The sequence below is a fragment of the Streptomyces pristinaespiralis genome (assembly GCF_001278075.1).
In the GTDB taxonomy this organism is placed as follows: domain Bacteria; phylum Actinomycetota; class Actinomycetes; order Streptomycetales; family Streptomycetaceae; genus Streptomyces; species Streptomyces pristinaespiralis.
This window is the reverse complement of the sequence record NZ_CP011340.1, coordinates 533364-559623: the sequence shown is the minus strand read 5'-3', so window position 1 is coordinate 559623 and position 26260 is coordinate 533364. Positions and strand designations below refer to the sequence as shown.

Sequence of the window (26260 nt, the reverse complement as noted above, 5' to 3'; positions counted from 1 at the left end):
GACCGAGGCTCCCGGGCGTTCGCGGCCCGGGAGTTGGTCGAATGGTAGAAACCAATGGAGGGGAGAACTAGAGCGATGTCCGGCCATTCGGCGGGCCTGCCCGGCGGTGACCGGCGGCTCAATCCAGCAGGCGCAGCGAGGTGTCCGCGATCCCCAGGGACACCGACTGTCCCCAGGTGAGGCTCAGGGCGTCGCTCTCCATGCCGTCGCCGAAGACGACGAGCCGGTCCGACTCCACGGTGATCCGCAGCCGTTGCCCCCGCTCCAGCGCACCGGCCACCCTGCTCGTCCCGGTCGCGGGGGACGGCCAGGCCTCCCTGACGAACCACACGAGCCGCGGCTCGGCTGGGCCGGGCAGCGCGAGGGTGCTGCCCCGCTCCTGCCACAGCGAGCGCAACCAGCCGGTCGCACCCGTTCCCGTCCCCACCAGCACCCCCGAGGAAGCCTGGGCCTCCCCGCCGACCTTCTCGGCGCCGTCTCCCCTCCCGCCGAATTGCCTCCCGCCGAATCCCCTTCCGCCGGGCACGCCCCCGCCGGGTCCATCCCTGCCGGGCCCGCCCCCGCCGGGTCGGTGTCTGCCGGGCCCGCCCCCGCCGGGTCCATCGTCGTCCTGGTCCAGCCGGTAGCGGGCGGTCTGATGCCCGGGGCGCCCGAGATAGATCTCGTTCAGCGCCGGCAGCCGCTGGGTGTCGTCCGCGACCGCCTCCACCATGGTCAGCTCGTCCGCCGAGCGTCCGGGCGAGACGGCGGAGCGGAGCAGTCGCCGGGCGTCCTCGACGCGGTGACGCACCAGGACCCCCGGATTGCGGCCCGGGTCGGTGTCGATGCCCACCACCGGCTGGCCCGCCAGGTACTTGGCGGTGTTGGCCACCAGCCCGTCCTGGCCCACCACGACCACCACGTCCTCGGGGGCGAACAGGAACCGGTCGAGGTCCCCGCGCTCCACCCTGGTCTGCCGCCACTGGAGCGGAACGGCGGCCGCCACCTCCGCCAGCGCCCGCTGGGCCCGATGGTGCCGCACCGCCACGTCGCGGATGCTCCGGCCCCGGGAGGCGAGAAAGAAGTCGGCCTGGCCGTGGGTCCCGTGCCGGGCCAGCAACTCCTCGTACTCGGTGGTCCGGTGCACGAGGACGGCCCGCGGGGCCAGACTCACGAGCCGCCTCCGCCGCCGGCCCCGCCCGGCTGCCCGCCGCCCAGCCGCGCGAGCAGCCCGGTGAGCACGTCGGGGGAGAGGGTGACGCTGTCGATCCGCGGCAGGTTCTCGGCGAGCCGGGTGACCGCCAGGGCGTGCAGGGTGGCGGGATCCACGTCGCCGTGCACCCGCAGCCAGGCAGCCTGAGCCCCCGCCCGCGCCGCGCCGACCGCCTCCGCGGCCTCGGCCTCCGCCCGGGCGAGGCGCACCTTCCGCTTCGCCTCCGCGTCCGCCCGCACGGCGTCGGCCGCCGCGCTCTCCTCGGCCTGGCGCCGCGCGTTGGTACCGTTCTGCTCGACCAACTGCTCCTCACGCCTGGCCAGTTCGATCTTGCTGGCGAGTTCGTTCTCCGCGATGGCGCGTTCGCGCTCCACGGCGACGGCCCGGCGTTCGTACGTGGCGCGGTCCGCCTCCTGCTGGATCTGCTCGCGTGCCGGCGTCCGCAGGGCGCGTTCGACCTCGGGTTCCGGCCGGATCGCCACGACCCGTACGGCCACCACCTCGATGCCGGTCGCGGGCAGTCGGGGCTCGGCGGCAAGCCCCTCCGTGATGCGCCCGCGCACGGACGCGACTCCGTCGGCGAGCGCCGATGACAAGGGGGTGCGCGCCAGTACGTCGAGCGCGTGCTGCTGTGCGGTCTCCGTGAGCAGAGTGGCGATCTGCTCCAGCGGCGCCGCGCGCCATGCCCCGGTGTCCGGGTCGATGGAGAAGTCCAGCCGGGCGGCGGCCGTCGACGGCTCGCTGATCCGGTACGTGACGGTGGCCTGCACCGAGACGTCCTGGAAATCGGCGGTACGGGCGTGGAAGGACACGGCCAGCTCACGGTCGTCGACCGGCACTTCGGAGAGCGCGGCGGTGAGGGCGCGGAACCAGAAGCTGAGGCCCGTGCCGTCGTGGGCGAGACGTCCGCGCCTGTGGTGGCGGACATGGGCGGTGGGTGCGGCGCGCAGGTGGCGCCAGCCGAGACGTGCGGTGATGTCGGCCATGACAGGACCCCCTCTTTTCGTCGCTCTGACGATATCGCCCGGCAGGGCTTATCGTCAATACGACGAAAGGCGTGGGTGTGAGCGTGACCGTGACCGAGGAGGGTGCGGAGCTCCTGACGGCACGCCTGGCGCTACGCTGATCCGCGATGTTCACCGAACAGGGCCCCACGCTCCGCGAACTCGCCGTCCAGGCGCTCTCCTCCATCGAGCACGGCTACGACCTGCTCGCCCCCAAGTTCGACCGGACTCCGTTCCGCACCTCGGACCGGCTGCTGGATTCCGTGGCCGGCGCCCTGCGCCCGCTGGGCCCCTTCGCCGCGGGTCTCGACATCTGCTGCGGGACCGGTGCGGGCATGGATGTGCTCCGGCAGGTGTGCCGGGAGCGGGCGGTGGGCGTCGACTTCAGCGCGGGAATGCTCGCGGCCGCGGCCTCCCGGTACGCGGACCCGGCCGCGTCCCCGGACCCGGCCGCATCCCCGGACCCGGACGCGCCCGCCGCGCCCGCCGGCCCGTCGGTCGTCGGCCGGGGCGGGCCGGCCGTCACCTGGGTACGGGCCGACGCGCGGGCGCTGCCGTTCGCCCCCGCCTTCGATCTGGCCGTGAGCTTCGGCGCGTTCGGCCACTTCCTGCCCAGGGAGCGCCCGCTGCTGTTCACCCAGGCGCACGCCGCTCTCCGCCCCGGAGGCTGCTTCGCGTTTCCTGTCATGGCCCCGCCCGGGCCGAACTCGCTCCTCTACTGGACGCTGCTCGGCTTCGACGCGACGATGCGGATCCGCAACGCCCTGTGGCGGCCCCGCTTCGTCATGTACTACCGCACCTTCCCGCTCTCCGCCGTGCTCGAGGACCTCGGCCGAGCCGGATTCACCGTGGAACTCTTCCCGTTGACCGACCTGGGCCGGCTCCCGGACGGCAGCCCCCGCGCCCGTCTCGTCGTCGCCCGCAAACCGCGGGACGTCTGACCCGTCGGAAGGCTCCATCGGCCCGCGCTCTCGGATTCGCCGCCCCCGCCCCTCCGGCGCCCGGGCTCTCGGCAGAACCGCTGGGTGAGCGTCCGGTGCCGCCGCCGCGTCCAGTGCGCAATCGCTGCGGCTGAACGAGATTGCAGCCGCGACATCTTGACGCCGTGTCGCTCACCCCTGACATTGGGAGCGCTCCCACACCTCGCACGCACCCTTCCTACTCCCCAAGAGGACCTTGGCGTGTCTCATCATCAGCCCCGATTCCCCCATCCGACCCATCCGACCCGTACGGCCCGTACGCCCCGCCGCCCGGGCGGGCCCAGACGCTTGGCGCTGAACGTCGCCGCCCTCGCCGGCCTGCTCGCCGGGGCCATGGTCGCCGCGCCCGCCACCGCCGCAGAGCCGGCCGACGAAGGACCCGAACTCATCGTCAACGGCGACTTCGCCAGCGGCACCGCGCCGTGGTGGTGGACCGAGAACAGCCCCGGAGCCGTCGTGGGCGGGCGCCTGTGCGCCGATGTCCCCGCCGGCACGGCCAACCCGTGGGACGCCATCATCGGACAGAACGGACTGGCCCTCGCGGCCGGTGAGGGATACACGCTCAGTTACTCGGCGACGTCGACGGTGCCGGTCACCATCCGTACCAACGTCCAGATGAGTGTCGACCCCTGGAGCACGGAGCTCGCCGCGACACAGCAGGTGGGGGAGAGCGCCGAACGCGTCAGCCACACCTTCACTGCGGCGGCCGACCACGAAGCCGCACAGCTCGTCTTCCAAGTCGGCGGCAGCGACAAGGCGTTCACCTTCTGCATCGACGACGTATCCCTGCGCGGCGGCACCGCACCGCCGCCGTACGAGCCGGACACCGGCTCACCCGTCCGCGTCAACCAGGTCGGCTACCTCACGAACGGCCCCAAGAGCGGCACCTTCGTCACCGAGGCCACCGAGCCGCTGACATGGACGGTCAACGCCGCCGACGGGACGCGGCGGGCCAGTGGCACCACCACCCCGGCCGGTGTGGACCCCACCTCGCGCCAGAACGTCCACACTTTCGACTTCAGCTCGGTGACCACCGCCGGGGACGGCTACACCGTCACGGTCGGGGAGGAGAAGAGCGAACCGTTCGCGATCGGTGACGACCTCTACGACTCGCTGCGCACCGACGCGCTCGCGTACTTCTACCACAACCGCAGCGGCATCGAGATCGACGCGGAGATCGTCGGCGAGGAGTACGCCCGCCCCGCCGGGCACGTCGGCGTGAGCCCCAACCAGGGCGACAACGACGTGCCCTGCCAACCGGGTGTGTGCGACTACCGCCTGGACGCGGCGGGCGGCTGGTACGACGCCGGTGATCACGGCAAGTACGTCGTCAACGGTGGCATTTCCGTGGCCCAGCTGATGTCCGCCTTCGAGCGGACGCTGACCGAGGAGCACGCCGACGCCACGCCGCTCGGGGACGGTAAGCTGCGGCTGCCGGAGCACGGCAACGCCACTCCCGACATCCTCGACGAGGCCCGCTGGGAGATGGACTTCCTGATGCGGATGATGGTGCCGGCGGGCGAGCCGCTGGCCGGCATGGCGCACCACAAGCTCCACGACAAGGCATGGACCGGCCTGCCGACCCGCCCCGACCAGGACCCGCAGCCCCGCGAGCTCCATCCGCCGACCACCGCGGCGACCCTCAACGTGGCCGCCACCGCCGCTCAGTGTGCCCGCCTCTTCGCGCCGTACGACGCCGGCTTCGCGGCCAGGTGCCGGACGGCGGCGGTCACCGCGTGGAACGCTGCCAAGGCCCACCCGGACATCCTGGCCGACCCCGACGACGGCACGGGCGGCGGCGCGTACCCGGACAACGACGTGCGGGACGAGTTCTACTGGGCGGCGGCCGAACTGTTCCTCACCACCGGGCAGGACGCCTACCGCCAGGAGGTGCTGCGCTCACCACTGCACGGCGACACCGACATGGTCTTCCCGCGCGGCGGCATGTCGTGGGGCTCGGTCGCGGGCCTGGGAGCGCTGGACCTGGCGACCGTGCCGAGCAAGCTGACGGCCGATCAGCTCCAGTCGGTGCGGTCCATGGTGACGCGGGCTGCCGACGGGTACGCGGCCGACTCGGCCGAGGCCGCGTACGGCCTGCCCTACGCACCTTCCGACGGCCACTACGTATGGGGCTCGAACAGCCAGGTCGCCAACAACATGGTGGTCCTGGGCACGGCCCACGACCTGACCGGCAAGGTCGTGTACCGCGACGGCGTGCTGCGCGGGCTCGACTACCTGCTCGGCCGCAATCCGCTCAACCAGTCGTACGTCACCGGATACGGCGAGCGGGACTCCCGCAACCAGCACCACCGCTTCTGGGCCGACCAGCTCGACCCGTCCCTGCCGAACCCGGCACCGGGTTCGCTGGCCGGCGGCCCCAACGACGCCATCCAGGACCCGGTCGCGCAGAGCAAGTTGCAGGGCTGCGCACCCGCGATGTGCTACATCGACCACATCGAGTCGTGGTCGACGAACGAGATCACCGTCAACTGGAACGCCCCGCTCGCCTGGGTGGCTTCCTACGTGGACGACCTCGGCGGCGGCGGCGACCGCAAGCCGGCCTGTGAGGTCACCTACACCTCGACCCGGTGGGACGGCGGCTTCACCACCCAGGTCGTGGTGAAGAACACCGGCACCCGGACGGTCAGCCCCTGGCAGCTCTCGTGGACGTACTCCGACACGCAGCGCGTGACCGACCCGTGGGGCGCCACCATTTCCCAGACGGGCCCGGACGTCGTGGCCAAGGCGCTGAGCTGGAACTCCAGCCTGGCTCCTGGTGGAACCGTCCGATTCGGCTTCAACGGAAGGTCGAGCGGACAGGTGAACGACCCACGTGTCTTCAAGCTGGACGGCCGGCCCTGCGGGGTGACGCCGGCCAGGTAGGGCCGCGGTCACAGGCCGCGGTGCACCGCGGGAGGCTGAAGCAGGTCCTCCCCGACGAGGAGCCGGCCGGAGCAGCCGCGTTGCGCCGCCTTCCAGCGCTTGGCCGCACGGGCGCCGCGCCCACGGTGGTTCAGCACCGGATGCCTCTCCGGCCGGCTCCGTCGCGTCCCGGTCCACCCGCCCGTCGGTGGTGCGGGTGGGCCGGCGGGGAGCCGTACCTTCGGCATGAGGGGTGCCAGACCCCGCGGGGCCGGCCGGGACGCCTCGGCCGGCCCGGCCAGGCGGAGACGTCAGGCGACGGTGTGCACCAGCTGCGAGCTCAGTTCGTAGCGTGCGCCGACGACCGCGAGCTTCCCGGCCGCGATCCTCGCCGCGAGGTCGGGCTCCTGCGCGAGGAGCCGCGTGACCATCTGGACATTGCGGGTGATCGTGGAGTCGACGCGCGCCGCGCCCTCCTGGGAGTGGTCTATGGCCGGCCGTATGCGGTCGGCGATGTACTGGATGTGGGCGGGGAGTTCCTCGCCGGTCTCCTCCGCGTGCACCGCCGCCGTCACCGCTCCGCAGGACTGGTGACCGAGCACCATGACCAGGGGGATGTCCAGCTCCAGTACCCCGTACGCGACGCTGCCGAGGACCGCCTCGTCGAGCACCTCACCGGCGGAGCGCACGGTCATCAGGTCGCCGAGGCCCTGATCGAAGACCAGTTCCGGCGGCACCCGCGAGTCGATGCAGCCGAGGACCACGGCGAAGGGTTCCTGACCGGATATCAGTTCCTCGCGCACGGCCGAGTTCTCGTGCGGATGCTGCTGCCGGAAGGTGCGCCAGCGGCGGTTGCCGGCCGCCAGCTCGCGCAGGGCCTGCGCGGGAGTGCCCGGCCGGGGGCGGCGGGCCGTCGCGGGACCGGGGGAGGCCGAGGCCGGCGTGCCTGCCCATACGAGGCCGCCGGAGGCCAGGGCGCCGCCCGCGACGGCGGCGCGCAGCAGAGTGCGCCGGCTTCCGCCGACGGATGAGTTCGTTCGCGGTGTGTTCTTCACGCAGCGAACGTAGATCCGTCGACAGCCGGTGCGTTCGTTCATGTGTTTTCTTTGCGCATGCTTGATCAGTCCATGGCCTGGGGGAGCGTGAGAGACGGTCAGACCGACGATTTCACCGACATCGGCCGGTGCTCATGGGAGTGCGCTCCGGCCTCGCCGGCCCGCATCGGCGGCGACGGTGTCGCGTACGCCCGCGCGACCCCCACCTCGCACCCCGGTGCCTGCGCCCGAGCCGGCCTCTCCCGTGTGTCGCTGTCCGTGCGACGTATGACGGACTCGCCATGGCGGCTCCTCACCGGCCCCGCAACGCTGGAAGGGCATCGCCCAAGAGGGCAGCAGACCGAACCTTACGAAGGCGGATCAGATGACAACGACGCACCCGTGGACGGCACGGCCGACGTGACATTGCCGGACACGAAGCTGGCCCGCGAGGCGACGGTACTCATCCGTGACACCACGACCGGCCTCATCCACCACCACTCACGGCGTCATGCCGGACCTGAAGGCCGGAGGCCCCATTGTGGAGCCACGAAAAGGTCATAGGGGGAGCCTGGTTGCGGTGGCGACGGAGGCGGATGCCCTGTGATCGGGGTGGATGCGGGCGATGACTGCTTGCACCGCTTGTTTCCCGAGCCGGGTGACGAGCCCCTGGGCTGCCTCGGCGGCCACACCACGACGCTGCGGAAGGCGTAGAGCGCCGGGCAGCTCGTCCTGGTCATCAGTGCTCCACGTGAGGGCCTGGGGAACGCGCCCCGTACTGCCTGATGAACCCGTGATCACCTTGCCTGCCTCCTCAGGCTCCTCGGCCCGGGCTCTGCATCTCCGATCAACGGGTGCCGCTTGCCGGCGGTGACTGGACCTCGTGCGAGCGCACGAGGCGGGCGAGTTGCCGGCCGGCCACTTGCAGTGGTTCCTTGCTGCGGTTGACCTGGGCGGCGACTTCGGCACCTTCCAGGGCGGAGATGATGGTGATCGACAGTTCCCGGGCGCTCTGGGAGGGGAGGCCGCAGCGCAGCAGCTTGTCGCAGACCAATTGCTCCCAGCTGCGCAGCGCGTCGGCGCACGCCTGCTGGATCTCTGAGTCGGTGCCGAGCGTCTCCAGGGCTGCTGCCGTGACCGGGCAGCCGTCGATCCAACCCGACTCGCTCAGTTCATCGGCGAGATGCCGGGCGCAGGCCATCACAGCCTCCGCCGGGTCGTCGTCACTGTCCAGTGCCTTCCGCAGGAGCGTCGCGAATTCCTCGGTGCTGTACTTGATCGCAGCGACGGCGACGGCCTCCTTGCCGCCCGGGAAGAAGTGGTAGATGGAGCCGAGGGTGGCCTGCGCCTCCTGAGCGATCTGTTTGATACCCGTGCCGACGTAGCCCTGTCGCTGCAGGAGGCGTGATGCGGTGACGACGATCCGGTCCCGTGTGCTGGTCTGCATGCACCCACAGTATCGACTGACTGAGTAGAGCGTTCGTTCCAGGACTGTGATACGTTCCGACCATGCTCTAAATAGAGCGCTCGTTTTAGTAGGGATGGAGATCTCGTCATGAGCAGCACCGAGCAGTCGGTCACCGTCATCGGCCTCGGCCCCATGGGGCAAGCTATGGCCGGCGCCTTCCTCGACCGCGGATACGAAGTCACCGTCTGGAACCGCACCGCGTCGCGCGCGGACGCCTTGGTCACGCGTGGGGCGGTGCTCGCGCCGAGCGTGGAGGAGGCCCTCGCCTCCAATGAGCTGGTGATCCTCAGCCTCACGGACTACGACGCCATGTACGCCACGCTCGAGCCTGCCGCGGCCGCACTGACCGGCCGGACCCTGGTCAACCTCAGTTCGGACACACCGGAAAGGGCCCGGACCGCGGCCCGTTGGGCAGCCGAGCGCGGCGCCGTCCAGCTGACCGGCGGCGTCACCGTGCCGCCCTCCGGAATCGGTCAGGCCGAATCGTCGACCTTCTACAGCGGCCCGCGTCAGGTCTTCGACCAGCACCGGCCCGCGCTCGAAGTCATCACGGGGCGGACCGACCACCGGGGGGAAGACCCCGGGCTCGCCGCGCTCATGTACCAGATCGGCATGGTCATGTTCTGGACCTCCATGCTGAGCTACTGGCAGGCCATTACCCTCGCCGACGCCAACGGCCTTGAAGCGGCGGACATCCTGCCGCACGCCGTGGAGACCGCGAACTCGTTGCCGGGATTCTTCTCCTTCTATGCCGAGCGCATCGACGCCGGCCGGCACAGCGGCGACGTGGACCGCCTCGCCATGGGGATGGCCAGCGTCGAGCATGTCCTGCACACCAACGCGGACGCGGGAGTCGACACAACGCTTCCGGCCGCGGTCGTCGAGCTTTTCCGGCGCGGTATGGACGCCGGCCACGCCGCGGACAGCTTCTCCGCTCTGGTGGAGTTGATGAAGAAGGCCGAGGCATAACCGCGCCCGACCGACGAACAGTTCACCGCGCCGGTCGCGAAAAGCAGAGGTGATCCGACCGACGAAGAACGGGCCATGCTGGAGCCGCTGCTGCCGGTCAGTGGTAATCGATGCGGCCGATGGCGCAGCCACCCCCAGGTGATGCTGCGGCTGGCGGGTGAGGGTGCGGCGAGGTGGGCGGGACGAAACTCGCGGTCCAGCGCCTTCGGATCATGACTCGTGTCTTCCTGCGAGCGTGAGGCTCCGGCCCGGAGTGGCTCCTTCGGGATGCGGCCGTGGACGTCCTGCGCGAGAACGCCGAACAGGGACGCCCGAAGGACTGCCTTCAGGCCAGCGTTGCGCGGCGCGGGCGTACAGGCGCACCGGCCAACCCTAAGGCGCCGACCACCGGCAGCTGTCCTGTCGCGGTGAAGGCTGAGCGTCCCACCGAAGTCCGAGTGGCTTTGACGGACAGCCGGCCTTGTCGGGAGCAGCGGGGTGGCGGATAGCGTGCGGGCATGACGATGACGAGGAAGCGGCGGGTCCTGTACCGGCAGGGCACCGGGTTCTGGCGGATGACGGCGAAGTGGGTTGTGGTCTTCGGGGCCCTGTCCCTGTTGGACGGCGGGCTGCTCCGATCGTGGGGCGACGCTCTGGTCTGGCCGGTGATCGGGGTCCTGCTGTGGGCGCCGTTCGGGATCGGCGTCGTCTGGTATCCGAAGAAGGATCAGCGGGTCACGCTGACGACGCGTGAACTGCGCGTACGGCGCAAGCGGTTGCCGATGGAGGAGGTGAACCTCCTACACGTGGCGCGGCTGTGGCTGGAGGGGCGGTCCACCGCGGACGACCAGCCGGTGCCGGAGTGGATACGGTCCGACCGGGTGGTGTGGGTACCGCTGCGGGACGGCCGGGCGTTCGGCGTGGAGTTTCGTGACCCGGCCTCGTTCGCCAAGGTTTTCGGTGCCTTCGCGGTCGCGTCGTGCGGTGGACCGGAGGTCGTCCGCGCGAGGGCCGCAGCGGCAACCTACCCGGAGCCGCGCCCGATGCGGGCCCGCTCCGCCGACGACGGCTCCTGGCTGGATGTCCTGGACATCTTCAGCTGAGAGCCGGAGGTGCACGGTAAGGGGCAGCGGCCCGTCCGGGGCGCTGAGAACGGCGCTGAGAACGGCACAGGGCCGGTGTTCTCGTCCCGCTGCCCTGGGGCTGCTTGCCGAACCTGCCTCAAGAAGAGTGCGATCCAGGAGCGATCGATCGTGTGATTCAGGCGCGATGCAGTGAGCGATCGGAGTAGGGTGGACACGGAGGTGGACCGTGCCCACTGAGAACGAGCTGTTCAACGCTGTTGACGCGCTGCTCGAGGAGGTCGCGCAGGACGATCTGCCGAGCCCCGCGGAACGGAAGCGTCTTCGCGAGGCCGCAGGGCTCAGCCAGGCGCAGATCGCCTCGGCGCTGAACGCCCGGCGTGAAGCCGTGGGGAACTGGGAAGCAGGCCGGACCGAGCCGCGGCCGCCGAAGCGCGCCGCTTATGCCCGTCTCCTCGAGGGCCTCGCCGCGCGCTTTCCCGCACCGGCCGCAGAGGCGGTCACCGAAGCGCGCACGGCCCCGGAAACCGTCACCGGCCGGCCCTCACCGGCCGCAGCGCCACCGGCCGATCAGCACAGCTCCCGCCCCACTCACTCGGATCCGCAGCCGGCGGACGCCTCCCCACCCACCTCACGCCGCCCTACGGCGAGCCGGACGACCCCGAAGCCCGCATCCGCGACGCAGACTGGGGACCCGCGGTTCGCCCACGGTCCGTTGGCGGTCATCGACGTCGTCGACGGGGCGGTGTCGGCGTACTGCCTGGGCGGCCTGGTCCTGGACGTCCCGGCAAAGTCCCTGCCGGCGCTGGTGGAATGGGCGCTCACCGAGGCGAAACTCGGCGCGCCCCGCCTGCACCGGTCCGGCAAGGACGCCGACCCGCTCGTGGTCCTCACCGATGCCGCCGCCGACCGCTACGGGCTGCCCACCAGACTCTCCGACGAGGAGCGCCGCGCCGGCCGCTTGCACGAGGACCACAAGATTCTGAAGCAGCTGGACAAGGCGAACTGGCAGCTCACGCGCCGCGGTTTCGGGCCGTGGGCGCGCATCTACCGTCCGGCACAGGGATCGAGGCGCTCCTGTGTCCAGTTGTGCATCCTCGGCTGGAACGCACTCGACGAGCGCTCCTGGGGGCAGGCGGCCCAGCTGCCGGCGCCGGACCTCGCGAACCTGCTGGGCACCTACGCGGAGAGGGTGATGACGCCGCGCGGCTCGACCGCCGTCACCGGCCTGGAGCTGATGACGGCTCTGCACCCCCCGACCCGCGCGGGCGAGCCGGACGAGACGGGGAAGCGGCACCGTGAGCACAACCCCGGCTCGCTCGGCACCGAGCCGGTGGAATGCGCACCGTGTGAGGCGCCGGACGGGCACCCGCTGCTCGCACACCTGCCCCGGTTCCACCAGCGCACCCCGGACGAGGTCCTGGTGGAGGAGGCCTACGACTGGGTCCGCCCCCTCACCGACGACGAGTGCACCAAGCGGTTCGTCGTCGGCATCGACGTCAACATGGCGTTCGCCGCGGCCGCCAACGGCACGATCGTCGGCCTCGGAGCGCCGGTCCACGTCAAGCAGCCCGTCTTCGATCCGAAGTTGCCCGGATCCTGGCTGGTGGACCTCTCTCACATCGCACTGGACCCGCGTCTGCCCTCCCCGTTCACACCGACCGGCGAACGCCCCACCGGCCCGGCCTGGTACGCGACCCCGACCGTCGCCTACGCGGTCGAACTCGGCTACCGGGTGACACCGCTCGAGGCGTACGTCCGCCCCGACAACGGCCGCTACCTGGACGACTGGTACAACCGGCTGCGTGACGCCTACATCGCCACCATGGCCGACCTTGGCGTCACCCCCGGCATGAGCCCCGAGGACTTCCTCGCAGCGATGGACGGTCACAAGCAGAACGACCCGCAGATGGCGATCGTCCTCACTGCTGTCAAGGCAACGGTCAAGGGCGGCATCGGCAAGCTCAGGGAGCGACCCAGGGGCGGCGGCTGGCGGCCCGGTCAATCCTGGCCCGCACTGGCCCGGCCGACCTGGCGCCCCGACATCCGCGCCGCCGTCATCTCCAGGGCCCGGATCAACATGCACCGCAAGATGCTCAAGCTCGCGGGCGCCACCGGCCGGTACCCGGTCGCGGTCCTCTCCGACTGCGCCGTCTACGCCTCCGACGGACCCGGCCCGCTGGACTTCCTCCCCTACGAGGGCGGCAAACCGCTGCCGGGCGGCTTCCGCCTCGGCGTCTCGCCGGGCATGGTCAAGCACGAGGGCACCCAGACCACCCTGTGGGCGGAAGGCTCATACGAGGAACACGGCCCCGGCCTGAACCTCGCCCGGTACATCAAGGACGGCCGCGTCACCCACACGGACAACGGGGAGTAGCACCGATGGGACACCTCGCCGACGGCCTCGAGGCGGCCGTGCACAAGGCGTTCACCCGCCCGATCCCCAAGACGGCCGGCGCCCGGATGCGTTACCTCGTCAAACAGCTCAAAGGCACCAAAGCAGCCGCCCAGGCGCTCGGGATCACCCAGCGCACCGTGGAACGCTACGTGAAGGACCAGATCAAGAGGCCCCGCAAGGACCTCGCCGCCCGCATGGAACGCGAGGTGACCCGGCGATGGCAGCCGCAGATCCGCGCCCAGGCCAAGCAGAAGGCCGCCACCACCGACGGCATCGTCATCGACACCCGCGCCCGCTTCGGCTACGAAGCCGCCCCCGGCAGCACCGACGACGCCCGCCTGCGCCACCTCACCGTCGCCCTCCCGCCCACCTACGCACGCCGGCTCTTCGAGGCCCAGGCACAAGGTGCGGCCGAACACGAACTGAGCGAGATCGCGGCCGAAGCCCTGCAGGAGGTCTACTTCAAGGACGCCGGCCGCCGGGCGTCGGGCCTGCTGGTGAAGTTCACGGACGTCGAACATGTCGAATTCGACCTGTAGGGCTCTGCCGTCGGCGTCCGCGGCTCGGCACCTGTGACTGGGCGCTTCATCCGGCGAGTGAGTGCTTGAAGTGGGGGAGGGGCCGGGTGCAGAGGTGACGAGGCCGGGCCGGCTTCGACCCTGGTTGCCGGCCGTTGCGCCCCGCTCGCCGGCTGTTCGTCTCGTGTACGCCGCAGATCCCGGTCGCGGGAGGCGCAGACGCTCATGACGAGTCGGACGGAGTGCTGCGGATGATTCGGGCCGCAGTGACGGCGCCGTCCTGCAGAGCTCGATCGGCGAGCATCTCGCCGTACTCGCCGCTTTTGATCAGTGCGTCGAGTGTTTTCGTGATCGCTTCGCTTAGTGTGGGTTTGGAGCTGTCGACGGCCATGACGAGGGGGGCATCCTCTGTCAGATCGGCTTTCGACAGATGGAGCTCGCCATTGGAGTTCCGCGTCTTGTGGACGGCCCAGGGCAGACTGGTGACAAACGCATCCAAGTTGCCGTTTTTCAAGGCCGGCTCGATCGGGTTCGGGCCGCACTCCTCGTAGGACGTCTTCTCTATCAGGTCCTCGTAGCTTCCCATCGAGACGTCCATGCCGCAGAGGTCGGCTTTGGAACGGATGCGCTGAGCGGTCTTCCATGGCGCGTAGACGGCGTATCCGACGTCGAAGTAGTGGATGAGGTCGAGTTTCTGCTCGTGTTCACCAGCGACGAACTTGCCCGGCATGAGGGCCACATCTACATCGAACCCCCTTGTGGGGCTGACTGGGCCGGGGGACCCCTCCTCCTGGTGCAGGACCCCGTCGATCATCCGGCTTGGATATTCGACGCCGACGATCTCCACTTTCAGGCCGAGTCGGTCACCGAGTGCACGGGCGAGGTCGGGATCGAGGCCGGTTGGGAAGATTCCGGGCTCTTCGATCCCGGCACCGCCACTGTTGTACACAGCGACTTTGAGGGTCCCTGGTTTCAGGAGACCGAGCTTGTTCGGGGTGCTGGGCTTTTCTCCGTCCGCCGATGGGTTCTGTGAGGTGTCCATGAAGTGGACCGCGGTCGCGGCCAGCGCCGTGGCCAAAGCTGCGGCCCCGGCGGCGAGCCAGGCCCGCTTACGGAGGGGCGAGCGGGGGAGGGCGGACGGGGGGTGGGGATCCGCTCGCGGATCCGTGGCGGGGGCGGGTTCCGCAGGTCGGTCTGCTTCAGCCAGTAGGCGGGTGGGGACCGTGCCGCCGTCCGTGACTGCGGCCAGCATCGCGTCGAGCCGCTGGGCCGAGGGCCGCGCTGCCGGATCAGCTACGAGGAGTTCCATCAGCACGGGGGCCAGAGCGCCGGCCCGGACCGGCGGTGGCACCGTGCCGTCGATGACCGCCGCCATGGTGGCCAATGCAGTCGGCCGACGCATCGGACTGTGGCCCTCTACGCAGACGTACAGCATGATGCCCAGCGACCACAGATCCGAGGCCGGATCGTCGTCCCTGCCTCGGATACGTTCTGGGGCGAGATACTCGGGCGTGCCGATGAGCTCACCGGTCGCGGTCAGCGGCACGGACCCGACCGCCGTGTCGGTGGAGCCGATCCTCTGGAGGGCAGCGATGCCGAAGTCGGTGAGAACCGCGTCGCCGTCCGGGCGCAGCAGCACGTTGGCGGGCTTCACGTCACGATGGCAGATACCTGCGGTGTGCGCGGTACGCAGCGCGGACAGGACCTGTCGGCCGATGCGGGCGGCCTCCTGCGGTTCCAGCCGCGTCCTTTCGTCCAGTCGGTCCGCCAGGCTGCCACCGGGCACCAGCTCCATCACCAGCCAGGGGTAAGAACCCTCACCCTCCTCGACGACGTGGTAGATCGTCACCACGTGCGGATCGCTGATCCGCGCCAGAGCACGCGCCTCACGCAGCACACGTTCCCGCAGCACCCGGGAAGCGTTCGTGTCCTGGAGGGCAAGCTCGGGGGCCAGCGGGCCCACCTGCTTGACGGCGACCTCGCGATGCAGCGCCAAGTCACGCGCCCGCCACACCGTGCCCATCCCACCGCTGCCCAGCCGTTCCACCAACTCAAAGCGTCCGTCGAGGACTTGTCTGCCAACGTCATCGGTCACGCCCGCAGGCTAGCGCTCCGTGATGCTGCCGGCTGCTCCTCGCCCGACCTGCCGCAAGGCTTCACCCCGCCGGCCGACCGGTGCAGGGCCGAGTCGCTGAACCAAGCCGACGCCGCGTTCCGTGAAAACCCAGGTGAGAAGACCGACCGCTACCGCCGACTCAAGCACTCAGCCCCGCCGACTCGACCGCTCACCCGCCAGTGAGACGCTCAGTCACAGCGCCGTGTCGAGCCGAAGCACGGTAGTTGTCACATGGGCAGGCTTGTTGCCACCGGCGCAGTGGAGCACAGGCGGGTACCGGAGGAGCGCTGACAGGCTGCGAAACCCTTCCCCGCGGGCTCGGTTGAGCCGCCCGGGCAGCCCGCCCTCGTTCAGCTGTGGACGGACGCGAGCCAGTCGGTCAGCAGGCTGTTGACCTCGTCGGGGCGTTCCTGCTGGACCCAGTGGCCGCAGCCGTCCAGGAGGTGGGAGGCGGACAAGGCGGGGAGAGTGGTGGAGTAGGCGTCGATGGCGTCGGCCATCCAGGTGGTGGAGGCGTCCAGTGCGCCGCCGATGAACAGGGCGGGCTGTGTGATCGGGGCTCCGTGGTGGGGGGCGAGGTCTTCCCAGTCGCGGTCCATGTTGCGGTAGCGGTTGAGGGCGCCGGTCAGGCCGGTGCGCTCGAACTCCCCGGCGTAGACGTCGAGGTCGTCCTCGGTCAGCCAGGCTGGGAGCGGGCCGGCGGGGAAATGGTCGCGCAGCCGGCAGCCCGGGGCGACGAAGTGCGGGTCCGGCTCGTCATGGGCGGGCATGGTGTCGGCGGACAACGCGGCGTAGAAACCGGCGAGCCAGCTGCGTACGTCGGGCTCGATCTCTGTCTCGGCGCGGCCGGGTTCCTGGAAGTAGGAGACGTAGAACTCCTGCTCGGGGCCGCCGATCCGGCCGAAGACGTCGCTGGGTCGGGGGCCGCCGGGCGGCGCGTAGGGGACGCTCAGCAGGCCGACGGCGCGGACGATCTCCGGGTGGAGCAGGGCGGAGGCGGCGGCGATGGTGGAACCCCAGTCGTGGCCGACGATCACCGCGCTCTCCTCGCCGAGGGCGCGCACGACGGCGACGTTGTCTTCCACCAGGTCGAGCATTCGGTAGGCGTCGGTCGCGGCGGGCTTGGAGGAGCGGCCGTAGCCGCGAACGTCGATCGCCACTGCCCGGTACCCGGCCGCGGCGAGGGCCGGGAGTTGGCGGCGCCAGGAGTACCAGGACTCGGGGAAACCGTGCACGAGCAGGACCAGCGGACCCGTGCCCTGCTCGACCAGGTGCAGGCGTCCGGCCGGGGCCTCGACGGTGCGGTGGCGGAGCGCGGCGGTCGGCTCGGATTGCATGAGGGCTTCTCCTCGGTTCGCGGACAGACGCGGGATACCCACCGATCATGCGGCGCGACGCCCACCCGACGCGATCAGCCTTGCCATCCTGGCAAACTCGCAGGACGGAGGGTGGAGCGGCACGGTCGGAAGGAACGGTCACGGTGGCGGTCGACGAGGTGGACGGCACGTTGGCGGCGATGGGGCCCAGGCTGCGAGCCACGCGAGAGCAGCGCGGCGCCACGCTCGCCGGTATCAGCAGTGCGACCGGCATCTCACCGAGCACGTTGTCGCGGATCGAGACCGGCCGGCGCAAGCCCACCCTGGAGGTGGTGCTGCGGTTGGTGAAGGAGTACGGCGTCTCTCTGGACGAACTGGCCGGTACCGCACCCGTCCCAGCGGCCGAGCCGCGCACCTCGGCGCCGCTGAGTTTCGGCGACAGCAAGGTGGTGCTGCCGCTCACCCGGTACGTCGGCGGCCTGCACGCCCACAAGCATGTCCTGCCTGCCGTCGAAGGGCCGCCCGCGCGGCCCCGTCAGGTCTCCCACGAGGGCTATGAGTGGCTGTGCGTCCTGTACGGGCGGCTGCGGCTCGCACTCGGTGACCAGGACCTCGTCCTGGCTGCAGGGGACGCCGCCGAGTTCGACACCCGCATCCCCCACGCAGTCGCGAACGCCGGATCCGACGGACCGGTCGAGTACCTGATCTTGTTCGGGCCGCAGGGAGAACGTCTCCGGCCACGCACCCCGCCGGCCGCCGGACGCGGGACCGGTGAGAGAGAGGCTGCTCAATGAGCATGGGTGACAAGCCGCGCGCCTCATCGATGACCACGCTGCTTCATTCAGTCTCATTCGCCACGTCATCCGGCTCCGCCGGCGACAGCTACTGAGCTTCAGCTCGGTGCGACTGAGCGCTTCAGTCGGCCGATGAGCGTGAGAGTTGGCCGCTCATAGCCCTCAGTCCGTCGTGCTCATTGCTTCGTGGGCTGCTTCGCAGTCGCAGTTTCCGTCGTGGCCGGGTTCAAGGCGGCAGAAGAACCAGCGCCTGCTTCAGGTCCTTGCCGTGGTACGCCCCCAAGGTCCGGACGAGGTCCTCCTGCTGCACGGAGGCGGGGTACCGGGTGTCGGGTCAGCCAGGGCGGGTGGACCAGTCCTGCCGGGCCGCAGAACGGTCCTGGCTGGAACGTGGACTTGCACAGGCCATGGCGATGGCGAGGGCCGCCGCCCCCATGGCGACGGCCCTCTCGAGCATCAGCGATCTCTTCGGGCCAGGCCCTGTCAGGCGCGGGTCCAGCGTTGGTTGCTGCCGTTCGAGCAGGAGTAGAGCTGGATCAGGGTGCCGTTGGCGGTGCCGCCCCCGACGGCGTCGAGGCAGAGGCCGGACTGGACGCCGACGACGGATCCGTCGGAGTTGAGGCGCCACTTCTGGTTGTCGCCGCCCCAGCAGCTGTAGATCTGGACCTTGGCGCCGTTGCCGGTGCCGGCGGCGTCCAGGCACTTGTTGCCGTAGACCCGGAGCTCGCCGGCGTCGGTGTACGTCCACTGCTGGTTGGTGCCGTTGTGGCAGTCCCACAGCTGGACCTGGGTGCCGTCGGTGGTGCTGGCGCTGGGCACGTCCAGGCAGCGGCCCGAACCGACGCCCTTGATGGTGTCACCGTCCCCGGGCGGCGGTGTGGTGGAGTCGCCGCCGTTGAGTGCGTTCAGGACAGCGGTGTACGCGGGCTTCTTGCTGCCGTCGTTGTTGAACAGCAGCGGCGTGTGCTCCGCACGCCAGGAGTCGCTGTCGCGCACACCCCAGACGGTGACGCCGAGGCAGCGGGAGACCGCCAGGCAGTCGTTGACCACGGCGGCGTAGGTCGAGGGTGAGGCGCCCTGGATGTCGAGTTCGGTGACGGCCACGTCGACGCCGAGAGCGGCGAAGTTCTGCAGGGTCGTGCGGAAGTTGGCGTTGTAGGGGCTGCCGCTGTTGAAGTGCGACTGGAAGCCGACGCAGTCGATCGGCACGCCGCGCTGCTTGAAGTCCCGCACCATGGCGTACATGGCCTGGGTCTTGGCCCAGGTCCAGTTCTCGACGTTGTAGTCGTTGTAGCAGAGCTTGGCGGACGGGTCGGCGGCGCGCGCGGCACGGAAGGCGACCTCGATCCAGTCGTTGCCGGTGCGCTGCAGGTTGGAGTCCCGCCGGGCTCCCGAACTTCCGTCGGCGAACGCCTCGTTCACGACGTCCCACTGCGCGATCTTGCCCTTGTAGTGGCTCATCACGCCGTTGATGTGGTCGATCATCGCCTGGCGCAGCGCGTTGCCGCTGAGGCTCTGCATCCAGCCGGGCTGCTGGGAGTGCCAGGCCAGGGTGTGGCCGCGCACTTCCTTGCCGTTCTGTACCGCCCAGTTGTAGACGCGGTCGGCGGCGGTGAAGTTGAACTGGCCCCGCTGCGGTTCGGTGGCGTCGATCTTCATCTCGTTCTCGGCCGTCACCGAGTTGAACTCACGGGCCGCGATCGTCGCGTACGTCGAGTCGCTCAGCCTGTTCCCGGCGATGGCGACGCCGAAGTAGCGGCCGCTCTGCGCCGCCGCGGCGCCGAGGGTGCTCTCGGCGGCCTGAGCGGGCGGCGGCGCGGCCAGTGCGCCGACCATGCCGAGGGCGCCGACGAGCAGCGTCGGCAGCAGAACTCGGATCTTCCGCCGGACGGCGGCTCTGGGAAGGGCATGAGAGCCCATGGATGTGCCTCCAAGGTAGGAACGAAAGGCTCACGGGACACCGCGGTCATGGGGACCCGGCAGGATCTCGACCGGCACGGAGGAGCCCGGCCGGCCGTCGGTTGACGCAGGTGCTGTGGTGCGTGAATCCGTCGTGCAGCTGTGCGCGGCCCTGTGGTGCGGCACCGTCTGCACGGGACGAGCAGTGTTCGACATTTCGTACGGCGGTCGGTTTGCCAAACAGGATATTGAGGGGTTGACGCAGACTCGTCAACCCGCGCGGCAGAAAACATTTCCGCTTCCTGCTCGAAACTTTCGGACCCTTTACGGAAGCGGTCGGATTCTTGAGCCGGCCAGCAGTACCGCGATCCACCTGTGGCTTTCCATGTCGACGCGAGACTCCGTCACGCCTGAAGCAGGACTTGTTTATGGTCGGATCGGCGACAAACCTTGACCGGCGGGCTCCATCTCCCTAGCTTGTGGCGTCACAGAGCCCGGATTGCTTCGAAACATTCGAACCCTTTCCCGCCCGCGACGTGGCTGCCGCTCCGCCGTTCATCGGCGTCACCTCGTCCCCCACTCCTCAAGGAGGCCCTCGATGTGGCTTCGCCACGCGTCCCCGGTCCGTCCGATACGCTTACTCGGCGTCCTCGCGCCCCTGTTGCTGCTGGCCACCTTCCTCGGCGCCCAGCCCGCAGAAGCCGCGACCGTGGACCCCAACGCCTCATACGTGCTGGTCAACCGCAACAGCGGCAAAGCCCTGGACGTCTACAACATGGCGACCGACGACGGCGCCCGCATCACCCAGTGGACCAGGAACGACCAGGCCCAGCAGCAGTGGCAGTTTGTCGATTCCGGGGACGGCTACTACCGCCTCAAGTCCCGCCACTCGGGCAAGGTGCTGGACGTCTACAACTGGTCCACCGGGAACGGCGGCTCGATCGTCCAGTGGTCCGACCTGAACGGCACCAACCAGCAGTGGCGGCTGGCCGAGAGCTCGGACGGCTACGTGCGGTTCATCTCGCGCCACAGCAACAAGGCCCTCGAGGTACAGGGCGCCTCCACCGCCGACAACGCGAACATCGTCCAGTACGACGACTGGGGCGGCACCAACCAGCAGTGGCGGCTCGTCAAGGTCGGCGCCGACACCCCCGGCTCGTGCGAGCTTCCGTCGAACTACCGCTGGACGTCGACGGGCGCGCTGGCGCAACCCAAGCAGGGGTGGGTCTCGCTCAAGGACTTCACCGTCGCCCCCTACAACGGCAGGCAACTCGTCTACGCGACCACGCACGACACGGGGACGAGGTGGGGTTCGATGAACTTCGGCCTGTTCACCAACTGGTCGGACATGGCCTCGGCCGGCCAGAACGCGATGTCCAACTCGACCGTCGCACCCACGCTCTTCTACTTCGCGCCGAAGAACATCTGGGTGCTCGCCTACCAGTGGGGCGGGACCGCCTTTTCCTACCGGACGTCGACCGACCCCACCAACCCGAACGGCTGGTCGTCCGAGCAGGTGCTCTTCTCCGGCAGGATCTCCGACTCCGGTACGGGGCCCATCGACCAGACCCTCATCGGTGACGGCACCAACATGTACCTGTTCTTCGCCGGGGACAACGGCAAGATCTACCGCGCCAGTATGCCGATCGGGAACTTCCCGGGCAGCTTCGGCTCGACCTCGACCGTGGTCATGAGCGACACGACGAACAACCTGTTCGAGGCCCCGCAGGTCTACAAGCTCCAGGGCCAGAACCGCTACCTGATGATCGTCGAGGCGATCGGCTCGCAGGGACGCTACTTCCGCTCGTTCACGGCCACCAGCCTGAACGGCTCCTGGACGCCCCAGGCCGCGACCGAGGGCAACCCCTTCGCCGGCAAGGCCAACAGCGGCGCCACCTGGACCAACGACATCAGCCATGGCGAACTGATCCGCACCAGCGCCGATCAGACCATGACCGTCGATCCCTGCAATCTGCGGTTTCTCTACCAGGGTCGCAGCCCCAACTCCGGCGGCGACTACGGTCTCCTGCCCTACCGTCCGGGTCTGCTGACCCTGCAGCGCTGACGGCAGGACGGTCCCGCTCCGAGGGGAGCCGGCGTGGCGGCTCGGCGGGAGGCCGAGCCGCCACCCCGTGATCTGGACACCGGCGTCGCTCACCCGCCCGCGCAGTGAGGGACGTTCAGTGACCGTCCTCCGGTGCCTGGACCATGCTGCCGGGCGGAGTGAGGCAGCGGCGCACGAGGACGAGCGTGTGCTCCGTGACGTATCGAGCGGAGCACCGCCGTCGACGGCGGCAAGGGCCGTGTGCAGCGTCCCGGCGATCGGATCCGCCGTGAGCGCGGGCTCGGGGCCCCGAGTTTTCGGACAGCTGCGCGGAACGGTTCGACTTGTTCCAGATGGAGTCCATCAGCCGTTTCTGGCAGGCGGGATGGAGGCGGGCGTCCATATGGGCGGGGGCGGTGCGGTGTGCGCCTTCGGCGCCGAGGCGGAGGCTTTTGTCGACGATCAAGTTTTCCCCAGCTTGGGCGGTTTGAGCGTCATGTAATTCTCCATCCCGAATTCTCCTAATTGGCCATATGTAGCGCGGAGTTCGGGATCGAGGGACCTGGTCGTCGCGGAGCTGCTCATGTTCCCCCGGCCGAAGCGGCCGGAATCAGCCAGGAAAACCGGTGGGCGTCGTCGGGATACTGCCGTCATGGCCGTCACTCAGCAGCTCGCCCGCATCCCGGCGGAGTATCTCGCATCCTGCCGCCAGTCAGCCGACGAATCGCCGGATGGAGATCACCTCTGGGATCCACCATCGGCGGACGTCCTCGACCTGGACTGGGCGCCGTTCCTCCTCGAACGGGTCTGCGAGCTCGGAGGTCTCGATGACGTCCATCGGAATGCTCTCCGGCAGGCTCTCGACGGCGACACTGCCATCGACCTCGCCTTCCTCAACACGCATCCGCATGCCATCGGCCCCTTCGGGCCAGACCCCACGGCCCTCTCCGCGGCTCAAGTGGCTTGCGTTGCGGAGTTGCTCGGGCAGATCGAATTCCCGGCCCTCCTGGCCGCTCTGCCGGCAGACGAAACAGAGGCCGCCTCCCTGATCGGCAACGGCGCAGACAAGATCGTCGGGGGCCCCAAAAAGTACCTGCTGGAGCACTTCAACGCCATGCGCGAGTTCTACCACGGTGCATCCCAACGGCAGCTTCTCGTCGTGCTCTGGTGGGACTGACCCGGACCGCCTCACCGTCGGCTCACGTCAGCAGCTGGGGAATTACGTGAACTTCCGCCTGGGGAATTACGCGAGCGTCCACAGCTTTCCGTGACGAATGCCTCGACGCGTTCCATCGGGCCGTTCGCGGCGGCCATGGCGCGGGTGAGTGCCTCGTTGGAGCGCCGGAAGGCTTCCTCCGTGATGGTGGCCAGCGGGGCCGCCGAGGAATCGAAGTACTGGTACACGCTGGAGCGGGCCAGACCCGCTCGGGCGCCGACCGCTGCCGGTGTGACGGCGGCGGCGCCCTCGTTCACCGGAATGTCGATCGCCGCCCCGATCAGCGCCTCGCGCTGCTGAGCACGATGTCCGGCGACGGTGGAGGCGTGGATCTTCGGCATGCGGGACGGACTCCTGGGTGGCGGACGGAGCCGGGAGCGAGGCGCCGGCCCGCTGCCCCGGTCAGGACAGCCGGCCGGCGACCACCTGCGCTCCATACCGGCGTGCCTGAAACCGATGAGAGCAGCGGCAACGGCGTTCTGCCGTTCGGCCTGACCACTCAGCCGTGGATCCCGGTACTCAGAGGCGACGGTACGCAGGACGAGCTGTCGCTGCGTGAGGTGTTCGCGCAGGCGGCCGGGCTGCGGCGGATCGTCGGGGACCTGCCCACCCAGGAGTTCGCCCTGGTGCGCCTGATGCTCGCCGTCGTTCACGATGCGCTTGACGGACCGCAGGACATCGAGGACTGGTCGGACCTGTGGGCCGACGAGCGGTGTTTCGCGCCCGTGGACGCCTACCTCGACGCGCACCGGGGCCGCTTCGACCTGCTGGACGCGCAGGCACCGCTCCCCGCGCCCGCGATGGTCCAGCGGATTTGGATCGCCCGCTTCGGGTGAATACGGTCGACTCAGGAACATGTGTACCCGGATACTCAAGCCCGCTGGGACAAATTGGCTCACCTTGCTTGGACAACCGTGCCGTCAGTGACACAGGAGCCGCAGCGGCAACGCACAGGGTGGGTGGGCCGGGGGACTCCGAATGACCGCGACTTCCACGCTGGCCCGCTGCGATGCCTACGACGCGACCGAGCGCATCGGCGCGCATCTGACCTCAGATTGCTCGACATGGTCAGCAGCTCTGTGGGTGCATCTCGCGATCGCGTGACCGCTGTCGCTCGTACGTCCACCGGGTTGGCACCGGTTCACCGGGGTCGGAGCTCCCGGTGCCGCTGTCAGTAGCGCTCGTAGTGGGCCTGGGCATCATGGCCTCACCCTGCCGTGCCTTCGCAGCATCCCGCGAGGTGCGCACCTGCGGCCGCACATAGTGTGATGGCATCCTCTTCGCTCCTGTTTGCTGGGGTGAGGCTGACAGGAAGGCACTTTGAACATGACTGGGCAACGCGACCGTTGGGCGGAACTGACCGGCGGACAATCCGGAGAGGAATACGCTCGGCGTTTCGCGCAACTCGCCGAATCAGGCCACGACATCCACGGCGAGGCCACCTTCTGCACCGCACTGCTGAAGCCCGCCGCCCGGGTACTCGACGCCGGCTGCGGCACCGGCCGGATCGCGATCCGACTCGCGGAGCTGGGGCACCACTGCACCGGCGTGGACGTCGACCCCTCGATGCTCGCCGTGGCCCGCCGCAACGCCCCCACGCAGGAATGGCTTCTCGGCGACCTGACCCGTCTGGACACCCTCGGCCTGGAGCAGGACTTCGACCTGGTGCTCGCCGCCGGAAACGTCATCCCTCTGCTGGCCCCCGGCACCGAACCCGTGGTGGTTCGGCAGCTGGCCGCCGCCCTGCGCCCCGGCGGTCTGCTGGTCACGGGCATGGGACTGGACGCAGCACACCTGCCGCTGCCGGAACCGCCGGTGACCCTGACAGAGTTCGACCACTGGTGCACCCAGGCCGGACTGACCTTGAGGCAGCGCTACGCCACCTGGAGCGGCGACCCCTACCACGAAGGCTGCGGCTACGCCGTCAGCGTGCACTGCCGCCCTGCCCCGTGAGTCCGCGCCTTCTGACGACGGTCCGGGCCGGCCACGCCCCCGAGTGATCCCACGCCCTGATCGTCTGCACCCCGTGACGGGCGGCAGATCGTCGGGCACAGCCACGCACCCGGTCCGGAAGCCGACCCCGGCGGGACAGAAGGCTCTGGCCGGCGGCAACGAGCTGCCGCCCCTCCGAAGGTCGGCACCGGCAGTGACACCGGGACGGCGGTGCACCGGCCCGGGCCGACCAGGCGGGCACTGACCTCGTCATGGCGCGGGCCGCCGAGGACGACCATGAGCACCTTCGCCGGGCGAACGGCGAGACCGTCGAGGGGCGTACGGCAAGACCGTCGAGCAGATCAAGGCCGGCAGGCGCATCACCCGAAGCCGCACTGACGCTGTCGCCTCTCGGTGGTGGGCGTGGCGATCTGACGCTGTCTGTCCGGCCGCGTCCGGGGTACCGAGAAGGCATGCAAGCACTGTCACAGGATGTGATCGAGTTGGTCCGTGAGGATATTGACCAGGTGAAGGCGGAGTTGGTGGCTGCCGTGTCCGAGGGGCGCCGGGGATCGGCGGCTCTGGGAGCGGGCGGGGTGCTCGGTGTGCTGGCCCTGCTGGCGGCTCAGGAGTCGGCGGTGCGGGCGCTGGAGCGGGTGTGGCCGGCGCCGCGGGTGACGGGAGTGTTGGCGGCTGCGTACGGCATAGGGGCTGTCGCGTTCGCCGGGTATGGGTACGAGAGATTGCGCCGGGCCCGAGCCGCGTCACGGGAGGCGCTGGCAGGTTCGCTGGACGCGGTGAAGGAGGTGGCCGACGAGTTGGCGCACTGACTGATGGGTCATCACGGGCGGACGCGCCGCCGTCCCCGCCGCCTCCGGGACGGGGCGGGGACGGGCCGTATCCGCTCACGGGCTCCCTTCCGCTCAGCCCAAGGAGGGCTCCGAAATCGTGGCTCATCCAGCTTGTGCCACAAATGCCAGCGGTCGGCGGCCTGCGTCGCCCCGGCTGCGCCTTCCGCGAAGCACGGCGCGCGGTCCCGGCAGACGATCTCGATCCCGGGTCGCTTCGCCAGCCATGCGGCCAGGCTGGATGCCTTCCGGTCCGGCAGCAGACCCACCGGCCGACGGATCTCGCCGTCGACGAGCACCATGCCGTAGACCCGTCCTTTACGTGTGGCGTACTCATCGACACCGACCACCCGCGGGGCCGGGACTTCGGGTTCGGGCAATGCATCGAGCAGCCGCAACACCGTGCTGCGGCTGATGGACACCCCGAAGGCCCGTGCCATCCGGGCGCCGGCCCGGCCGGCGAGGGCGAGACCCACCGGGGCGAGAGGCGACCGCGACCGCTCAGTCCACCTGCTGTGCCGCCGGGTCAGTCCCGGCATCTGCTCAACGAATGTCCGCCGAGCACAGAATGGGTGCTCTCGCCGATGAACGCGGTGGCCACGTCCGCAC

22 protein-coding genes and 1 pseudogene are annotated in these 26260 nt (G+C 69.8%); 13 read left to right on the top strand and 10 right to left on the bottom strand.

All coding sequences use genetic code 11. The features are described from left to right. Positions 1–118: 118 nt before the first annotated feature. Positions 119–1153 (bottom strand): hypothetical protein, encoded by a 1035-nt coding sequence (locus SPRI_RS02120; RefSeq protein ID WP_037772961.1) that lies wholly within the window; start codon positions 1151–1153, stop codon positions 119–121. Continuing rightward, positions 1150–2178 carry an SPFH domain-containing protein gene (locus tag SPRI_RS02115; RefSeq protein ID WP_005307659.1) on the bottom strand — a complete coding sequence of 343 codons (1029 nt, stop codon included), beginning with the start codon at positions 2176–2178 and terminating at the stop codon, positions 1150–1152. Before SPRI_RS02115 ends, SPRI_RS02120 begins: the two co-directional genes overlap by 4 nt. A gap of 146 nt (positions 2179–2324) precedes the next feature. Here SPRI_RS02115 and SPRI_RS02110 point away from each other — a divergent pair, with 146 nt between their 5' ends. After that, positions 2325–3137: a class I SAM-dependent methyltransferase gene (locus SPRI_RS02110; RefSeq protein ID WP_005307656.1), complete on the top strand. Its 813-nt coding sequence runs from the start codon at positions 2325–2327 to the stop codon at positions 3135–3137. A gap of 372 nt (positions 3138–3509) precedes the next feature. Further along, entirely contained in the window at positions 3510–6059 is a 2550-nt protein-coding gene (locus tag SPRI_RS02105; protein WP_050791668.1) for a glycoside hydrolase family 9 protein, read from the top strand. Between the two features lie 8 nt (positions 6060–6067). Here the strand turns inward: SPRI_RS02105 and SPRI_RS39710 are convergent, their stop codons facing one another. From SPRI_RS39710 to SPRI_RS02095, 3 genes are all read right to left on the bottom strand, one after another. Beyond that, entirely contained in the window at positions 6068–6196 is a 129-nt protein-coding gene (locus SPRI_RS39710) for a hypothetical protein (RefSeq protein WP_259372248.1), read from the bottom strand. 153 nt (positions 6197–6349) lie between these two features. Next, positions 6350–7093 carry a carbonic anhydrase gene (locus SPRI_RS02100; protein ID WP_005307648.1) on the bottom strand — a complete coding sequence of 248 codons (744 nt, stop codon included), beginning with the start codon at positions 7091–7093 and terminating at the stop codon, positions 6350–6352. A gap of 826 nt (positions 7094–7919) precedes the next feature. Then, positions 7920–8519: a TetR/AcrR family transcriptional regulator gene (locus tag SPRI_RS02095; protein WP_005307642.1), complete on the bottom strand. Its 600-nt coding sequence runs from the start codon at positions 8517–8519 to the stop codon at positions 7920–7922. A gap of 108 nt (positions 8520–8627) precedes the next feature. Here SPRI_RS02095 and SPRI_RS02090 point away from each other — a divergent pair, with 108 nt between their 5' ends. The 4 genes from SPRI_RS02090 (at position 8628) to tpg (ending at position 13507) form a co-directional block, all read left to right on the top strand. Further along, positions 8628–9509 (top strand): NAD(P)-dependent oxidoreductase, encoded by an 882-nt coding sequence (locus SPRI_RS02090; protein ID WP_005307639.1) that lies wholly within the window; start codon positions 8628–8630, stop codon positions 9507–9509. A 497-nt stretch (positions 9510–10006) separates the two neighbouring features. Beyond that, on the top strand, positions 10007–10591 hold the full coding sequence (locus SPRI_RS02085) for a hypothetical protein (protein WP_005307636.1): 585 nt from the start codon (positions 10007–10009) through the stop codon (positions 10589–10591). A 208-nt stretch (positions 10592–10799) separates the two neighbouring features. Continuing rightward, positions 10800–12947, top strand: a complete 2148-nt coding sequence (tap, locus tag SPRI_RS02080; RefSeq protein WP_005307633.1) for a telomere-associated protein Tap — start codon at positions 10800–10802, stop codon at positions 12945–12947. Positions 12948–12952: 5 nt separating this feature from the next. Beyond that, on the top strand, positions 12953–13507 hold the full coding sequence (gene tpg / locus SPRI_RS02075; protein WP_005307631.1) for a telomere-protecting terminal protein Tpg: 555 nt from the start codon (positions 12953–12955) through the stop codon (positions 13505–13507). A gap of 202 nt (positions 13508–13709) precedes the next feature. Here the strand turns inward: tpg and SPRI_RS02070 are convergent, their stop codons facing one another. Both SPRI_RS02070 and SPRI_RS02065 read right to left on the bottom strand, forming a co-directional pair. After that, positions 13710–15509 carry a serine/threonine-protein kinase gene (locus SPRI_RS02070; protein WP_050791386.1) on the bottom strand — a complete coding sequence of 600 codons (1800 nt, stop codon included), beginning with the start codon at positions 15507–15509 and terminating at the stop codon, positions 13710–13712. A gap of 443 nt (positions 15510–15952) precedes the next feature. Continuing rightward, a complete protein-coding gene (locus tag SPRI_RS02065; RefSeq protein ID WP_037772956.1) occupies positions 15953–16939 on the bottom strand; it encodes an alpha/beta fold hydrolase in 987 nt (328 codons plus the stop codon). A gap of 143 nt (positions 16940–17082) precedes the next feature. On the opposite strand from SPRI_RS02065, the gene SPRI_RS02060 reads away from it, so the two are divergent. Next, on the top strand, positions 17083–17712 hold the full coding sequence (locus tag SPRI_RS02060) for a helix-turn-helix domain-containing protein (RefSeq protein WP_005307621.1): 630 nt from the start codon (positions 17083–17085) through the stop codon (positions 17710–17712). A 483-nt stretch (positions 17713–18195) separates the two neighbouring features. On the opposite strand, the gene SPRI_RS02055 is transcribed toward SPRI_RS02060, so the two are convergent. Beyond that, positions 18196–19632, bottom strand: a complete 1437-nt coding sequence (locus SPRI_RS02055; protein ID WP_005307618.1) for an endo-1,4-beta-xylanase — start codon at positions 19630–19632, stop codon at positions 18196–18198. Positions 19633–20209: 577 nt separating this feature from the next. On the opposite strand from SPRI_RS02055, the gene SPRI_RS02050 reads away from it, so the two are divergent. Both SPRI_RS02050 and SPRI_RS02045 read left to right on the top strand, forming a co-directional pair. Then, the gene (locus tag SPRI_RS02050) at positions 20210–21676 is read left to right on the top strand and encodes a non-reducing end alpha-L-arabinofuranosidase family hydrolase (RefSeq protein WP_005307615.1); all 1467 of its coding nucleotides are present in this window, start codon (positions 20210–20212) and stop codon (positions 21674–21676) included. Between the two features lie 631 nt (positions 21677–22307). Continuing rightward, positions 22308–22832 carry a DUF1877 family protein gene (locus SPRI_RS02045; protein WP_037772954.1) on the top strand — a complete coding sequence of 175 codons (525 nt, stop codon included), beginning with the start codon at positions 22308–22310 and terminating at the stop codon, positions 22830–22832. 83 nt (positions 22833–22915) lie between these two features. Here the strand turns inward: SPRI_RS02045 and SPRI_RS02040 are convergent. Continuing rightward, a pseudogene (locus tag SPRI_RS02040) lies at positions 22916–23212 on the bottom strand (TetR family transcriptional regulator); the annotation flags it as partial. 102 nt (positions 23213–23314) lie between these two features. Between SPRI_RS02040 and casA the strand changes: the two are divergent. From casA to SPRI_RS38395, 4 genes are all read left to right on the top strand, one after another. Further along, positions 23315–23707, top strand: a complete 393-nt coding sequence (gene casA, locus SPRI_RS02035; protein ID WP_005307604.1) for a type I-E CRISPR-associated protein Cse1/CasA — start codon at positions 23315–23317, stop codon at positions 23705–23707. 142 nt (positions 23708–23849) lie between these two features. Continuing rightward, positions 23850–23975 (top strand): hypothetical protein, encoded by a 126-nt coding sequence (locus tag SPRI_RS39705; RefSeq protein ID WP_259372249.1) that lies wholly within the window; start codon positions 23850–23852, stop codon positions 23973–23975. A gap of 222 nt (positions 23976–24197) precedes the next feature. Further along, positions 24198–24824 carry a class I SAM-dependent methyltransferase gene (locus tag SPRI_RS02030; protein WP_005307601.1) on the top strand — a complete coding sequence of 209 codons (627 nt, stop codon included), beginning with the start codon at positions 24198–24200 and terminating at the stop codon, positions 24822–24824. 452 nt (positions 24825–25276) lie between these two features. Then, positions 25277–25633 (top strand): phage holin family protein, encoded by a 357-nt coding sequence (locus SPRI_RS38395; RefSeq protein WP_050791385.1) that lies wholly within the window; start codon positions 25277–25279, stop codon positions 25631–25633. An 11-nt stretch (positions 25634–25644) separates the two neighbouring features. Here SPRI_RS38395 and SPRI_RS39095 read toward each other — a convergent pair whose 3' ends face one another. Further along, positions 25645–26091 (bottom strand): transposase, encoded by a 447-nt coding sequence (locus tag SPRI_RS39095; RefSeq protein WP_259372272.1) that lies wholly within the window; start codon positions 26089–26091, stop codon positions 25645–25647. Positions 26092–26260 lie beyond the last annotated feature (169 nt).